General features: G+C 41.5%; 16 protein-coding genes. 11 read left to right on the forward strand and 5 right to left on the reverse strand.

The window, feature by feature from the left end:
• Positions 1–85: 85 nt before the first annotated feature.
• From DVB69_RS15650 to DVB69_RS15680, 6 genes are all read left to right on the forward strand, one after another.
• On the forward strand, positions 86–565 hold the full coding sequence (locus DVB69_RS15650) for an RNA polymerase sigma factor (RefSeq protein ID WP_255415334.1): 480 nt from the start codon (positions 86–88) through the stop codon (positions 563–565).
• Positions 562–990, forward strand: a complete 429-nt coding sequence (locus DVB69_RS15655; RefSeq protein WP_116020059.1) for a zf-HC2 domain-containing protein — start codon at positions 562–564, stop codon at positions 988–990. Before DVB69_RS15650 ends, DVB69_RS15655 begins: the two co-directional genes overlap by 4 nt.
• On the forward strand, positions 991–1,488 hold the full coding sequence (locus tag DVB69_RS15660) for a hypothetical protein (RefSeq protein WP_116020060.1): 498 nt from the start codon (positions 991–993) through the stop codon (positions 1,486–1,488). It abuts the gene before it with no gap.
• A 480-nt stretch (positions 1,489–1,968) separates the two neighbouring features.
• Positions 1,969–2,913: an alpha/beta hydrolase gene (locus DVB69_RS15665; RefSeq protein WP_116020061.1), complete on the forward strand. Its 945-nt coding sequence runs from the start codon at positions 1,969–1,971 to the stop codon at positions 2,911–2,913.
• A 796-nt stretch (positions 2,914–3,709) separates the two neighbouring features.
• Positions 3,710–4,417, forward strand: a complete 708-nt coding sequence (locus DVB69_RS15675) for an EcsC family protein (protein WP_116020062.1) — start codon at positions 3,710–3,712, stop codon at positions 4,415–4,417.
• A gap of 18 nt (positions 4,418–4,435) precedes the next feature.
• The gene (locus DVB69_RS15680; protein WP_116020063.1) at positions 4,436–5,236 is read left to right on the forward strand and encodes a DUF4097 family beta strand repeat-containing protein; all 801 of its coding nucleotides are present in this window, start codon (positions 4,436–4,438) and stop codon (positions 5,234–5,236) included.
• A gap of 76 nt (positions 5,237–5,312) precedes the next feature.
• Here the strand turns inward: DVB69_RS15680 and DVB69_RS18000 are convergent, their stop codons facing one another.
• Positions 5,313–5,522 (reverse strand): YuzC family spore coat inner layer protein, encoded by a 210-nt coding sequence (locus DVB69_RS18000; protein WP_483315849.1) that lies wholly within the window; start codon positions 5,520–5,522, stop codon positions 5,313–5,315.
• A 200-nt stretch (positions 5,523–5,722) separates the two neighbouring features.
• Positions 5,723–6,151, reverse strand: coding sequence for a MarR family winged helix-turn-helix transcriptional regulator (locus tag DVB69_RS15685; RefSeq protein WP_116020194.1), 429 nt, complete (start codon positions 6,149–6,151; stop codon positions 5,723–5,725).
• A 165-nt stretch (positions 6,152–6,316) separates the two neighbouring features.
• On the opposite strand from DVB69_RS15685, the gene DVB69_RS15690 reads away from it, so the two are divergent.
• Positions 6,317–7,627: an amidohydrolase family protein gene (locus tag DVB69_RS15690; RefSeq protein WP_116020064.1), complete on the forward strand. Its 1,311-nt coding sequence runs from the start codon at positions 6,317–6,319 to the stop codon at positions 7,625–7,627.
• A 176-nt stretch (positions 7,628–7,803) separates the two neighbouring features.
• Here DVB69_RS15690 and DVB69_RS15695 read toward each other — a convergent pair whose 3' ends face one another.
• Positions 7,804–8,907, reverse strand: a complete 1,104-nt coding sequence (locus DVB69_RS15695; protein ID WP_233505443.1) for a glycosyl hydrolase family 18 protein — start codon at positions 8,905–8,907, stop codon at positions 7,804–7,806.
• Positions 8,908–9,406: 499 nt separating this feature from the next.
• Here DVB69_RS15695 and DVB69_RS15705 point away from each other — a divergent pair, with 499 nt between their 5' ends.
• The 4 genes from DVB69_RS15705 (at position 9,407) to DVB69_RS15715 (ending at position 10,699) form a co-directional block, all read left to right on the forward strand.
• Entirely contained in the window at positions 9,407–9,673 is a 267-nt protein-coding gene (locus DVB69_RS15705) for a hypothetical protein (RefSeq protein ID WP_116020067.1), read from the forward strand.
• 103 nt (positions 9,674–9,776) lie between these two features.
• On the forward strand, positions 9,777–10,034 hold the full coding sequence (locus tag DVB69_RS17840) for a hypothetical protein (RefSeq protein WP_233505431.1): 258 nt from the start codon (positions 9,777–9,779) through the stop codon (positions 10,032–10,034).
• A 76-nt stretch (positions 10,035–10,110) separates the two neighbouring features.
• Positions 10,111–10,422 carry a hypothetical protein gene (locus tag DVB69_RS17845; RefSeq protein WP_233505432.1) on the forward strand — a complete coding sequence of 104 codons (312 nt, stop codon included), beginning with the start codon at positions 10,111–10,113 and terminating at the stop codon, positions 10,420–10,422.
• Between the two features lie 61 nt (positions 10,423–10,483).
• Positions 10,484–10,699 (forward strand): hypothetical protein, encoded by a 216-nt coding sequence (locus DVB69_RS15715; protein ID WP_116020068.1) that lies wholly within the window; start codon positions 10,484–10,486, stop codon positions 10,697–10,699.
• Between the two features lie 330 nt (positions 10,700–11,029).
• Here the strand turns inward: DVB69_RS15715 and DVB69_RS15720 are convergent, their stop codons facing one another.
• Together DVB69_RS15720 and DVB69_RS15725 are read right to left on the reverse strand one after the other, a co-directional pair.
• Positions 11,030–12,208, reverse strand: coding sequence for a M20 metallopeptidase family protein (locus DVB69_RS15720; protein WP_116020069.1), 1,179 nt, complete (start codon positions 12,206–12,208; stop codon positions 11,030–11,032).
• Positions 12,209–12,228: 20 nt separating this feature from the next.
• Positions 12,229–13,650: a YfcC family protein gene (locus DVB69_RS15725; protein WP_116020070.1), complete on the reverse strand. Its 1,422-nt coding sequence runs from the start codon at positions 13,648–13,650 to the stop codon at positions 12,229–12,231.
• Positions 13,651–14,106: the final 456 nt, after the last annotated feature.

The raw sequence follows: 14,106 nt of genomic DNA on the forward strand, positions 1-14,106 counted from the left end.
GAGTCTGTAAGGGGGGAGTGTTCTGGAGGAAGAAAAATGGATTAAAGATGTGCTCTCCGGCAGGCACGAATCCTACACTTATCTTGTGAAGGAATACCAGAGTAAGGTTTATCACGTATGTTTGAAAATAACCAGAGAAGAAGAGTCCGCCAAAGAATTGGCTCATGTCTCATTCACCAAAGCCTTTTATGCATTGTCCTCTTATCGGGAAGAAGCGGCTTTTGGAACATGGCTGTATCGTATCGCAGTTCGGACTTGTTTGGATTGGAGGAAAGCGAATCAGCGTGAATGGAGACACCGCGAAGTAGCTGCCGGTCCAGCCTCTAATCAAGCAACCGTTGAGACTCCCGAGAAACTCCTCTTGGACCAGGAGATGAAGTCGGAACTGATGCAGCTGGTAAAAGAATTGAAGGAACCCTATAAATCCGTCGTCTATTTATACTTTTTTCGCGGACTGTCCTACAGAGAAATCGCAGAACAGACAGGCGCTGCAGAAAAAACCATTGAATCGCAATTGTACAGGGCGAAAAAAATCCTTCGTAAGAACAAGGAGAGATTACGATGAAATGTGATTCGGTACAGATGAACATCACAACGTACCAGGAGAATTCGCTACATCCGGTCAGAATGAAGGAGATCGAAACCCACTTAGAGGAATGTGTAGCGTGTAGAGAATGGTATCAGGAGGTGCTGGAGCTGGAAACCATATGGAATAATCCTGCTCTTCCCGCACTTGAAGAAGATTTTACTGTGGCTATTATGACTGCCATCAGCAGAAGACCCCTTCCCTACCGGCGGAATAATAGTTTCAATCCGCTGTTAAAAATGGCCTTGGCATCCGCCTGTGCATTGATCTTGTTTATGTACAACGGAGAAGAATTTTTTGAAGCTGCCGCATCCCATATCGGAAATTATAATGAACACTTCGCGCACTCCATATCGAGTATGTTTCACAACTTATCAGCAACTCATAAAGGGGGAGTATCCTAAATGGATCGCAAAAAGATGAGAATGAGTATCACATTTGTTTTAGCCCTCGTTCCGGGGCTAGGCCATTATTATTTGGGCTTTAATCAATTGGGATTGAAGTTCATGATTGCTTCTTTCGCCTGCATCAGCCTAATTCCTACGTTTCCGATGGTGTTCCCATTTGCCCTTGCTACGATATGGTTTTATCAACTATTCGGCGCTATGCAGAAAGCTTCATGGCTGAATAAGAACCTGGATTTGCAGGAAAGTCCGGTATGGACGAATCCAAACACAATGTTCGAAGAAATGGAACATGATGGAACCGGTTCTTCCTTATATATCGGCATTGGAATTGTAGGGGCTGGCTTGCTTGTTGCCATGGTAACCCTATTCCCTCACCTGCGAGAATGGATATTGGAACCAAAGAATGGAAGTATGCTTGTAGCTGCTGGATTAATTATATATGGAGCAACTATAATCGTCAGACATTTGATGGATAAGAAAGGTAGGCCCAGTTGAGAATCTCTATTCACCGTATCTTTCGATCATTTTGGATGGTGTGGGAACGGGGAATTGACGCCTTCTGCGCATTAGCGTAAAGCATATTGCTGACTTCGGTATCTGAAAGCTGTTCATCAAACTTCATAGGAGGCCAGCGTTAAGTGCGATGACGGCAGTTGGATTCAACAAGGCGACTGGTGACTTTCGATAGGATGATCATGACCAGAACTGGCGTTATGAACTTGGTTTCTATTTTCGGTTGGGTGGTCGGTTGATGTAGCCATCATCGCAGTAATCAGCGTATTCATACCCAATTGCTGCTCTATGAGCCCATCTCGTTTCGTTTTTCTACCTGATTATCTATAACAGTAATGCGGTTAGTCAAATTTCTGCTTGCATTGCGTTAAGCGCTGTGATTTATGGCGCTAGCTATTTTGCTTTACGTATCCAAAAGTGACTAATTAAAAAGCTATCTCATTAGACTAGGAGTAACTTATTGTGAAAAAAGTATTTAAATATGCAGTAAGAACATTGATTACGATTATCGCAATCCTGATCTTATCCATTGCAGGACTTACAATCAACCATCACGTTCGTTTGGCAATAGAGAAAAATGAACTCCATCCAATCGGTAAACTTGTTGAAGTGAACGGACATGAAATGCACGTGTACAGTGAGGGCCCAAAAAGTGAAAAACCGACGCTAGTTTTCATGTCAGGTTCTGGAGTCCCTAATCCGGCATATGATTTTAAAACGCTCTACACGCGTTTATCCGACGAATACCGAATTTCTGTAGTAGAAAAAGCTGGATATGGATACTCTGAAAACACTAATATCTCCCGTGATATCGAAACCATGTTAGCTGAAACACGCGAGGCGTTAAAGCAGGCAGGTGAAACTGGGCCGTACATCTTGTTTCCACATTCAGTATCAGGTACTGAAGCACTCTATTGGGCGCAACGCTATCCAGAAGAAGTAAAAGCAATCGTAGGGCTTGACATGTCTGTACCCGACGTGTATGTGGACATGAAAATAGGAAGTCTCACGGTCGCCGCTGGCCGTTTTAGCGGGTGGATTGGATTGCACCGGATTCCGTTTGTCGGGGATCGCTTCCTCAACGAAATCGGGCTTTCGGAAGACGAACTAAAGCAAAGTAAAATGCTCCTGTATCGCAATCAGTTTGACAAGTCGTTCATTCTAGAAGTTGGCCAAATTGTTAACAACGCGAAAAAAGTTAAGGAATCTGGGTATCCAAGTGTCCCTATGTTAATGTTTACTTCTGATGGCGCAGAAACAACCCCAAATTGGCTGGAATTAGAACAAGCTTTTGCAAAGGCAACGGGAAATGAACTAATTGAGCTTAATGGCGGACACTATGTCCACAAATACGAACCCAAGCTGATCGCGGAAAAAAGCAAGGCATTTTTTAGTTCATTAAATTGAACAATCAATCAAAGCTATACTTTTTCGTTTAAGGCTATAATTTTGGTGTAAAGAGCTGAACGCTACCCAAGCGGACCTGGCGTCAGCTCTTTTTTTGTTCATTCAAGTAACGGAGTATAGTTCCAATATGTGGTATATTATGATGAGATATCATATGATCAATAATTAAATGTAGCCCCTTTTCAAACACTCACTAGTTACCAGAAGTGGAGGTAAAACTGATGAGTAGAAAGATACTTTTCGTCCTATTACTTATTCATTGTTATTAGCTGTATCTTGTACAAAGGAAACAAGCATTGATATTAGCGATGCAATAGGAAAAACCGAGGACTATTTTAGAAAACTTGATTGGTTTGCTACAACAACATCTTCGTATGATAGTAAAAAAGGATGTTAAATTCAGACTTATGGTTGCGGGGAATCTTACAGAAGATGAAGCAACTAATTTATTCAGACGTATCATGGGTGCGTTTGCTTTATAGCAAATGTCCCAATACCGCAATAGGGTGCAATTCTGGAATAAGGATTATGCCGTCAACGGGCCATTTAGTTGAATAACAAAATGTAGATAAATGAAACATATAATTGGTATTTGAGGTATTCTTTTTGTTGAGCCGTATCCGTGGTTTATCCTTTCACTTGAATGTGTTGCGTTTATCATATTCACTGGCCTATGGTTGGGGTTTAGAAAGTGGAAAACTACATCTGAAGGCTGAGATACAATCACATCTTAGGTCCATTTTTTGTAGTGGAGTTACATTTATACTTATGGTAAGCGGTGGAAGGGTGCAAATAGATGATAGATTATACGGCAAAGGTAGAAGAGGAATTAGTTTTTTGGAGGCAGAAAATGACTAGAAGATCTGGTCCCATCGGTCGTGCCTCTAAAAAAGCACAAGTAAAAGTAAATGGCTTGATTCCAGAAAAGGTTCATAAAATAATAACGGAGAGCATAAAAAACATGGTGAAGGTAACGCTCGTCGGATCGAATATTACGACGAAGAAGCTACAAGCTACGGACTTAACTTTGTATGAACGTGATGAGCTTTTTAAAGAGAGATTGACGAATTTCCGTAAAACAGCAGTCGTTGAAGGCGCCGGAACGGGAGCAGGTGGGATTATGCTCGGTTTGGCTGATTTCCCCTTGCTATTGTCCATTAAGATGAAGTTTCTATTTGAAGCAGCCGCGGTTTATGGCTTTGATACCAATGAATACGAAGAACGCCTATTCATCCTGCACATTTTCCATCTAGCTTTTTCAAGTGAGGAAACACGGAGAGAAACATTGCCTATCATTGAAGACTGGGAACAACAGAAGCATTTGATTGATGATATGGATTGGCAAGTCTTTCAGCAGGAGTACCGTGATTATATTGATCTAGTGAAGATGTTTCAATTAATACCGGGCTTCGGCGCAATCGTGGGGGCGTTTGCTAATTATAATTTGCTCGACCTACTGGGTGAAGCAGCGATGAATTCGTATCGACTTCGCCTACTAAAATGAAAGGTTGGATAGTGGTTGATGATTTTCAAAAATAAACTGTTCGTTGCTTTAGTAGTTGTATTAATTGTTGCGGGTGGCATTTCGTTCCTGTTTAAGCCAGGAAGTGTATTTGAAAAAAGCACCAATAAAAAAGTGATTGAGGACCTTTCATTTACAACAATTACAGTTTTTGCTGACAATGCAGCTGTGGAAATTGTACCGACGCAAGATTCAGTTACAACTGTTGAATATTCAGGTAAAACGAAGAAGAACAAGAAGTTTATTTTCGAAGCGGCTGTAAAAGGAGATACACTTGATGTGCAGTTTAAGGAGAAGCGAAAGAGTTTTATACAATTCGGTTTTTCCTCACTAGACTTAACGTTAACAGTGCATCTTCCTGAGAAACAATATGAGCGACTGAAAGTAGAAACGGACAATGGACGGATCATTGCAGAGCAACTTCAAGCAAAGGACATTAATCTGGAAACAGATAATGGCAAGATTGAATTGAAGGATGTAGATGCCGAAGAGATGAGTGTCAAATCTGATAACGGGAGAATAACCCTTGAGAATGTTACAGGTCAAATGAAGGCGAAGACATATAATGGACGAATTTACGTTGTGACAAACAATTTGGATCAATCCATGGACTTAGAAACGGATAATGGTCGAATTGAAATTCAAACGGAAACAGAGCCTACAAATGCGACCATCGATGCAAAAACGGACAATGGCCGAGTCGAACTATTTGGACAGGAAAACAAGCATTTAACGTTTGGCGCTGGTAAGAATTTGGTTAAGTTAGGAACGGATAATGGACGAATTACTGTGACGAAATGATACCTACGGGGTATCATTTCGTTTTTTCTGTATCTACAGGTTTCATGTCAGTTTTTAGCGACGAGATAGCAATTTCTCACCAACGTAATGCAATTTGTAATTTACAACACTCCCCAAGCGTTTCAGCATTGTTGAGTTCAATGTGAATGACACATGGCGTAAGTTTGGTAGTGACCTTACTTGTAATACCCGCTGATTGTATTAATTCATCGACTTTCTGTTGATTGGATAATTGGGAAGCATGTAGCCGTATCCCAGTGTAACGAACATAGCAAAATGAATGTATGTAAGGTGCTGGGGATTAGGCGTAGCAGCTATTATTACTGTGCCAAAAAACGCCCTGAAAGCCGATTAAAACAGGACGAATGTTAGGTGCCTGTGTAAGAAACTTTCATGTTTGTTTAAACATTCATGATTGTTCCGTGCACAGGCATAGCCCACTCCAATGAACAATGTTCTTTCAAAATCTTAACGGAATCCTCTAGTTTATATGCATTTATTAATTTTGATCAGCAATTTTTTTAAGATTTTCTTCTCTTCGTCATTAAGAGATTGAACAATTTCATCCTCTACTTGTTGAAATGAGTTATCGAAGTCTTCAATCATTTCAATGGCTTTTGGTAATACATATATATTTTTTTGCCGTTCGTTGTTGACCGGGATTTTGCGTTCAATGAACCCTTTTTGCTCTAGACCTTGAAGTATGCTTGTAACACTTGCCCCGCGTAAATGAAACCGATCCGCAATATTCTTTTGGATAATATCATTATCTTGATTTTTATAAATATATTCGATTACTTTTCCTTGTTGAGAACTTAATCCTAGCTCTTTTATACTTTCATCCGCTCTTTTCTTTAACTTAAGACCGATAATCTGAAACAAATCCATATAAAGAGTATCTTTTCGGGTAGGCATGACCATCCATCATCTCCTTTGTAATTGTTAGGAATCTAATTATAAGTAGCTAAAATATACAGTGAACCCAATAGGGTTGTCAAATAAATATTAATGTATTGACTGTTAGGTATCTAACAGTTAAACTTCTAATTGTTAAACAATAACGCATTAGGAGGAATTATGATGGAGAAAGTAAATCAAAATGCTGGGTTAGAAGAAATTACGGCGATTACAAATGTACGAATCTTTGACGGATATCAAATTATTGCTCCCAGACAAATTATCATTAGTGGGAAGTCCATTATTTCTGTGGGCGGAGACATTCCAAACGATGCAACAATTATCGATGGAGAAAATGCGACATTAATACCTGGTCTGATTGATGCACATGTTCATACCTCAATTGGTGGATTACAAGATGCTTTAAAGTTCGGGGTTACAACAGAACTCGAAATGAATGGAGATTTTACTAAAAGAGGGCGCGAAATTCAGCTGGAAAATGTGGATGACATCGCAGACGTCCGTTCTGCTGGTACAGCGATTACCGCTCCTGGTGGGCACCCAGATGAATTACTGCCAGATGGAGATGAAATACCGGAATTCGTATTAAAGGAACTAAAGAAGTTATCGGAAGAAGACCGGGAAGCAATGTTGGACGCCTACGCTCACGATCACGACGAAATACCTCAAGTGACGACGGTTGAAGAAGCGATTAAACATGTTCAAAACCAAGTGGAGAATGGATCTGACTATATTAAGATCATGATTGAAGAAGGTACGGTCATGGGGGCACCTGGCCTGCCTGTCCTAAGCGACGAGATTCTAAAAACGGCCGTTACCGAAGCACACAAGTTCGATAAGTTGGTCATTGCTCACGTCTTGACGGCTCTTTCATCGAAAGCAGCCATCGATTTTGGAGTCGACGGTTTGGGTCACTTGTTTATCGACAGACCTGAGTGCACTTCCGTGTTGGTTAAATCCATAGCTGATTCTGGAGCTTTTGTTACACCGTGCTTGGTATTGAATTCATCGATTATTGGTAATCCTGCATCGGAATTGGCGAACGATCCACGAGTTAATTCCAAATTAAGTCCGGATTGGATTGATATTTTGAACTCAAGCTTCAATACGTTTCCACAAGGCAATATGGAGAACAGCTTTAAGAATGTGATGGATCTTCACCGTGCAGGAGTTGATATCCTTGTGGGGACGGATGTCGCACCAGTTCCCGTTCCAAACCTTGGTGGCCTTGCTCATGGAGCCAGTGTCCACCACGAAATGCAACTACTAGTGATGGCTGGGTTCACTCCAATCGAAGCTCTTCAGTCGGCTACTACCAAAACGGCCCGTTGCTTTGGTCTACATGATCGCGGCCGAATTACCGAAGGTGCACGTGCTGATTTTATTCTTATAAATGGCGATCCAATTACTAATATTGCTGATACCTTGTCAATCAAATCGGTTTGGTTCAAAGGTTCGCAACAATTAGGTTGAAACAAGTGTATTATATCTTGATAGCAAAAAATATTACTTAATGTTAGGTGCCTGTGTAAGAAACTTTCATGTTTGTTTAAACATTCATGATTGTTCCGTGCACAGGCATAGCCACTAAAAAAAGCCAGGACTTCACTGAATTCATCATTCATTGAAGTCCTGGCTTTTTTTGTATGCTACAATCTTTTCCGAATCGTGAAATTGTCTTCGAGTAATAGCCAATTTTGCGGGAACGGATAGCCCAATACCCAGTAACTGATGCCGAGTAGTTTATAATCTTTAACCAGATCGAACTTTGCCTGGGCGCTGCGGGCGTCTTCGAACCAGACTTCATGGGTGCGACCGGCATCATCGTTGTACCGGTAGAACGGGGATTGCGCCACCGGATCGTATTGAATGGCCACTTGGTGCTGGATGGCGCGGAAGATTGCTTCTTGTTCGCTAAATGTTTCCGCTTCCTGTCCCTGGACGAACGGCAGAAGCCAATCGCGTGCGTAAATCTCGAACCCCATCATAATCTTGTCTCTTGGGATGACGGTGACGGCATAGTCCAGCACTTTCTCAATTTCATTGATTGGTGAGATGGCTTGGGGAGGACCTTTCCGGTATCCCCATTCGTATGTCATCAGCACAACGAAGTCCACAATTCTACCTTGCGCTTCATAATCATGGGCTTCATAGAGCAATCCTTTTTGTTCACTGCTCGTTTTAGGGGCGAGCGCTGTGGATACGAAATACCCATGCGGATGTAAGGTGTCGACTGTTAGTTGCAAGAATTGGTTGTAGTTTTCTCTGTCAGCGGGGAGCACATTCTCGAAATCGATGTTCAACCCTTGATACCCTTTGTCTTTCATGACTACCAGGATGTTTGCAATGGATTTCTTCTGAAGTTCCTGGCTCGATAAAATGGTATGGGCCAAGTTCGTTCCAGCGGTTGTGTCGCTGAAGTTTGTGACCGTAAGCACTGGAACAATCCGTTCGGCGGCAGCGGATTTCAGCATTTCCGTATCATCTAGAGTCGTTAACGTACCATCTTCCTTCAAACTATAAACAAATGGCATGCAATAGGTTAAATAACGTCCGACTTCCTGGATTTCTCGCGCGCCTGTTTCCCCTGCATTAATCGTATATGCATTCACATCTATGACCGGCTTTGTAACGGGTTTATGGGAAAAGACCGGAATGACAAGGGCCTGACCAATTACTAATGCATCAGGGTTTTCCAATTGGTTGGCTGATGCAATCTGATTAACGGAAACCCCGTAACGCTGGGCGATCATCCACAAGGAATCCCCTTGTTTAACGGTATAGATTTGCAATCCGCTTCTCTCCTTAATTGTTTGTCTCCTATAAGGTATTCTTTGGGGAGTCGGGATGTTATCACCTCCAAAGAAATACATTTCAAGAGAAGGCTGGGAAGAATGCATGCTGTCATGGCCATTGCACCTATAGGATGGTATGTGCCTACCAAGCATATTAGCCAACAATTTAGAGGGAGGGGTAGGCTTTTATCTTTAAAATCCCTAGCATTCATATTTTTACATTCTTTTGTCTGTAAACATAAAGTCGTGACATTCGGTTTTAGAATGAACCCTAGTACCTTAGCAAGAAGGAATTGGATTATTCGAAACTGGATGATAAGATTAAGAAGGAAATATTTCTCAAAGAGAGATTGTGATCAGATGACCTCTAGCGATACATGTGCACTATACAGGAGTAGCACAACAAGTGAAGGGAAACGTTGTAAGAAACTATTAAAGATGGGGGGGAGTAAGTAGTATGACAATAAGAAATCTATGGATTGCTGTGATCATCTTCAGTGTTCTGGAATTAGTTGCAATTCCAGTGTTATTGGTAGTTCCAGATAAGCTCTATCAAACGATAGATGGCATCATAATTATTGCTTTCATCATATACCCGCTTTTTTTTCTGCTTTCTCTTTTAATGTTGAAAAAGGGAATCAAAAAAATGGGGGCAGTCATTTTACTAATTCCGTTGCTCATATATACTCCTATCTTGATGGTTCTTCAGGAACTGATTCGATAAACCGCTAGTTAGTGCAGGATTTAATTTGTGATGGACAATCAAAGGAATATTACCAGGCGGCTAGGGGAGTGTTCATGAGAAACGATAGAGAAGGAGATTAGGAATGACGGTAGTAGCAACATCTGAAAAAATCACACGCCATGCAAATACATATTTACTTTACGCCATTTTAGGATTGGTTGCGGGTATTATAACTAGACTAACGGACTTCTTTCCATATGATAGCTTATGGAGTTTCAGTTCGATTGCAACCATATTCGGCTTTTGGATAGTTACTGTAACACTCGTTATTTACTTTAGTGATTCGAATCGCAACGCCGCCATTAACGTTCTATTGTACTTGTTTAAGCATGAATCTTAGTTTTTACTTGTTGCAGTATCTATTGGGTTTCTATGTTCCCCGATTCTTTAATGGCGACTTCCAATGGAACCTTTTCATGCTCTACAATGGTCTCGGCGTCGTATGCAGTGTGATCAGTTACGTGCTATACAATTGGAACAAAGAAAACAAGTGGAGCAGTTTCTTGTATGCGTTGCCTATCGGTGGTCTAGCTGCTGAAACGATGGGCGTTGGCATTTATCTCATTGAGCACCATACGTTTTTGTTCCAGTTTGTTTTTAATCTCACTGGTCTAGCGGTCATAGGTGGGCTATTCTTCCGACATGCAACAAACAAATGGGTATTTGCAGTCACCATGGCCACAATTTCTGCAGCAGGGTATTTCGTGTTTTATCATCCTTTTCTCTAGGCCATCTTATTACAGATAGAGGATTTGTTGTTCTAGTATTGACATAATCGGAGGTGAAGTCATGGAATTTTTTGATTGGAAAATAGAGATGCCCGATGTTTTTAAAGCGTATATAGATCTTGAGAATAGAAGAATGGCTATCCTGACAACCGAGGATGATGAGATTCATATGGCTCTAGAATTTGATGGCAATAATAATTTAGTCATGCACCCAAGATGGAATATAAACATTACTATCCTAGGGGATATGCACTTAAAATTCACTAAAAACTCCTGAATAGTTATCAGGTAACTGGCACCATTCTTGAATAAGTCTAGGCGCCCGTTCTATACATAATGGCTATTTTAGTTTAATGGATTGGAGAGTGAACAAACTGTTAGACTTACGCCTGAAGCCGGTGCAGAAGGCCATGAAGCAGGATGAGGAACTCTTTGCTGAGAAACCGCTTGAGCATGATTTTGCAGGAAAAGTAATTGGAGAGATTGAACTAATGACTTTACCTATATCACGCAACTCATTCACAGTTTAGAGCCTTTATCTAATAACAAGGCGGACCCAACAAGTCATCATTCGTGACCTGTTGAGTCCGCCTTTGTTTACCTTGTCTTATTCACCACAAAGTTCTTCTGCGATATTCACAAAATAATTTACACCATACTGCAAAGCTGTTTCTTCAATCTTAAATTTCGGATGATGCAGTGGATACGCTTTTCCAAAGTCTTCGTTGTGAACGCCGATGAATTGCATAGAGGCAGGGACGACTTCTGAATACGCTGCAAAGTCTTCAGCGCCAAACATTGGGTCTGGCAAATCGATTACATTTTCTGCACCGACTAATTTAGCTGCAGCGCGACGAGTGATTTCCGTTGCTTCCGTATCGTTATGAACCGCGGCACATCCGAGATCCCATTGGATTTCCGCTTTTGCACCGTGTGTAGTTGCGATGCCGTGTACCACTTGGTCTAAGTATTCTCGAGCCTGTACCCGAACGACTGGATCGTGTGAGCGAATCGTTCCACCGAATGATGCACTTTCTTCGATGACATTCAACGAGTTTCCGCAATTGAATTTCGTTACAGTGATCACGGGTGCTTGTAAGATCGGCAACTTTCGAGAGACGATGAGTTGAATATTCGTGACGATTTCTGCTCCAATGATGAGTGGATCGATTGCGAGTTCAGGAGTGGAAGCATGGCCACCGCGTCCAATGACTTTTACTTCGAAATCATCTCCCGCTGCATTCATTTTACCCGCACGCATTGAAAACTTGCCTGCATTTTCATAAGGGTAGACATGTAATGCGAATACATAATCGACACCTTCCATCACGCCATGTTCGACAAGTTCCTGGGCTCCGCCTGGCGTCACTTCTTCAGCATGCTGGAAGATGAAACGGATCTCTCCGCTGAAATCATTCCGTCTTTCCGACAATACTTTCGCTGCACCCATCAGCATAGATGCGTGTGCATCATGGCCACAAGCATGCATGACGCCTGGAGTTTTGGATTGGAAGTCGATATCTGCCTCTTCGTGGATCGGTAGCGCATCAATATCTGCACGGAATGCAATCGTCAGAGGTTTTTCTGATGATGATTTTCCACCTTTTAATACGGCATAGACACTCGTTTTTGTTGGTCTCGTTACTGTGAGTCCTGGAAACTCAGAAACTGTCTTATAAATATAATCCGAAGTTTTATATTCGTGATGGGATAGTTCAGCATTCTCGTGTAAATGGTGTCTCCATGAAATGACTTCTTTTTGTAAGGTATCTTGACTTGAAACCAATAGTAAAACCCCCTAGTTGTTTAAAATGGTCCGTAGTTAATGGCTTGTGCAATGATGAGGAAAATGATTGTAATTCCGATTTGAACTAATACGTAAGGGAATACCCATCTGACCCATTTAGTGAACGGGATTCCTGCAATCGCGAGTCCAGCTAACAAAACTCCACTCGTTGGAATGATCGTGTTCGATATGCCATCACCCATCTGGAAAGCGAATACAGCAGTTTGTCTAGTCACTCCAATTAGATCGGCGAGTGGTGTCATGAGCGGCATCGTCAATGCTGCTTGGCCACTACCAGATGGTACGATGAAATTAATGACCAGCTGCATAAAGAACATCCCGATCGCATTGACAGATGCAGGTAAGTGACCAACCAATCCAGCTGAAAAATACAAAATCGTATCGAGTAGACCGCCATCTTTCGTAATGACTAGTATCGTTTGTGCAATCCCGATTATTAACGCCCCAGCTACCATTTCACGAGCGCCAGATACGAATCCATCTGCCATCTTATTCATCGAGAGTTTTCCGATGATCCCCATAATAATCGCACTGAATAAGAAAATTCCACTTATTTCACTAATGTACCATCCAAATTTAATGACTCCAACGACGAGCGCGATGAAGTTTAAAAGTAGGACGAGTAATGCAAGTAAATGTCTTTTGCTCATTTTAAAGTCCATATCGATCGCCACTTGATCTTTCGGATCGAACTTCCCATAGATACCTGCGGCAGGATTCTTCTTAACCTTCATAGCATGTCTATAAATGAAGACAACTGTCAGTAGATAAAATATAACGAAAATCGCGATGCGCAATCCCATCCCAGAATAGATCGGGAGTTCAGCAATGCTTTGTGCAACGGCTACGTTAAATGGATTGGTGATACCTGTTACAAATCCAGTCGCCATTGTTCCTAGCATGACAATAGCAAAGCCGGTCAATGCATCCATCCGCAGTGCCATCGTCATCGGGACGATAATGGCAATATAGACGAGTGTGTCTTCAGCCGATCCGATTAACGTACCTAATAACGCAAAAACTAAAACCAATAATGGAATCAGGACAATTTCTCGCTTTCCAAACCGTGCTGCGACAACCTTGATGAATGAATCAATTGCCCCTGTTGCCTGCATAATTCCAAGAGCTCCACCAAATAGGAACACGAACAAAATAATATTAGCGCCTTCCATCAAACCTAAATGCACACTATTAAACATTTGAAGGACGCCGACCGGTGTGTTGTCAACAAACTCAAATGATGTCGCATCGACAAGTGTCCGGCCATCTTGTTCAATTCGATCATAATGACCAGCAGGCACGATATACGTAAGAACGGTCATGATGACTATGACGATGAACATAAGGGCAAACGCATTAATTCCTTTTGCCGGTGTTTCTTGTTCTTGATGGTTCACGTAATCTTTCGTCGGCTTTGTCATAAAATCCCCCCAGGATAACGAATATGTAAAATGAAGTAAACCAATCCTTTTATTTATTGATATAAATTGAAGTGCTCGTTCATTGTTCGCCTGTACTTGTTAAAGCATTTATTCGCTTCCCGTACATTTGCGGAAGCGCTTCCACTTGGAATCGAACGAATTCACGAAATGGTAACCATTCTACTGTAACAATTTGAATCCATTGAACCTTTTACGAATGTACAATGGCATAGCTGTCTGCTTACCTACAAGCAGGTTACCCGGACAAGAATAGCTGAATAGTTGAGATAATCCACTCCTTTTCCATCCAGTGGAAAACCTTTCCGCTGAAAGGAAATTTATTAGTTTGATAATATGCTGGATTTAATGTTCTGTCAATATATTTTGAAAAATAAATCAATCGGATTCACACTTCTAGTCAAACTATTTATAGTTGTTTCAACTGTATTGGATGAA

This window comes from Sporosarcina sp. BI001-red (assembly GCF_003384035.1).
Taxonomy (GTDB): Bacteria; Bacillota; Bacilli; order Bacillales_A; family Planococcaceae; genus Sporosarcina.

Coding starts and splice junctions, on each gene's coding strand:
- DVB69_RS15655 (WP_116020059.1), top strand. CDS start 562: ATGAAATGTGATTCGGTACAGATGAACATCACAACGTACCAGGAGAAT.
- DVB69_RS15660 (WP_116020060.1), top strand. CDS start 991: ATGGATCGCAAAAAGATGAGAATGAGTATCACATTTGTTTTAGCCCTC.
- DVB69_RS17840 (WP_233505431.1), top strand. CDS start 9,777: ATGACGGTAGTAGCAACATCTGAAAAAATCACACGCCATGCAAATACA.
- DVB69_RS15695 (WP_233505443.1), bottom strand. CDS start 8,907: ATGATCGCCCAGCGTTACGGGGTTTCCGTTAATCAGATTGCATCAGCC.
- DVB69_RS15725 (WP_116020070.1), bottom strand. CDS start 13,650: ATGACAAAGCCGACGAAAGATTACGTGAACCATCAAGAACAAGAAACA.
- DVB69_RS15685 (WP_116020194.1), bottom strand. CDS start 6,151: ATGCCTACCCGAAAAGATACTCTTTATATGGATTTGTTTCAGATTATC.
- DVB69_RS15705 (WP_116020067.1), top strand. CDS start 9,407: ATGACAATAAGAAATCTATGGATTGCTGTGATCATCTTCAGTGTTCTG.
- DVB69_RS15690 (WP_116020064.1), top strand. CDS start 6,317: ATGGAGAAAGTAAATCAAAATGCTGGGTTAGAAGAAATTACGGCGATT.
- DVB69_RS15680 (WP_116020063.1), top strand. CDS start 4,436: ATGATTTTCAAAAATAAACTGTTCGTTGCTTTAGTAGTTGTATTAATT.
- DVB69_RS15675 (WP_116020062.1), top strand. CDS start 3,710: ATGATAGATTATACGGCAAAGGTAGAAGAGGAATTAGTTTTTTGGAGG.
- DVB69_RS17845 (WP_233505432.1), top strand. CDS start 10,111: ATGCTCTACAATGGTCTCGGCGTCGTATGCAGTGTGATCAGTTACGTG.
- DVB69_RS15715 (WP_116020068.1), top strand. CDS start 10,484: ATGGAATTTTTTGATTGGAAAATAGAGATGCCCGATGTTTTTAAAGCG.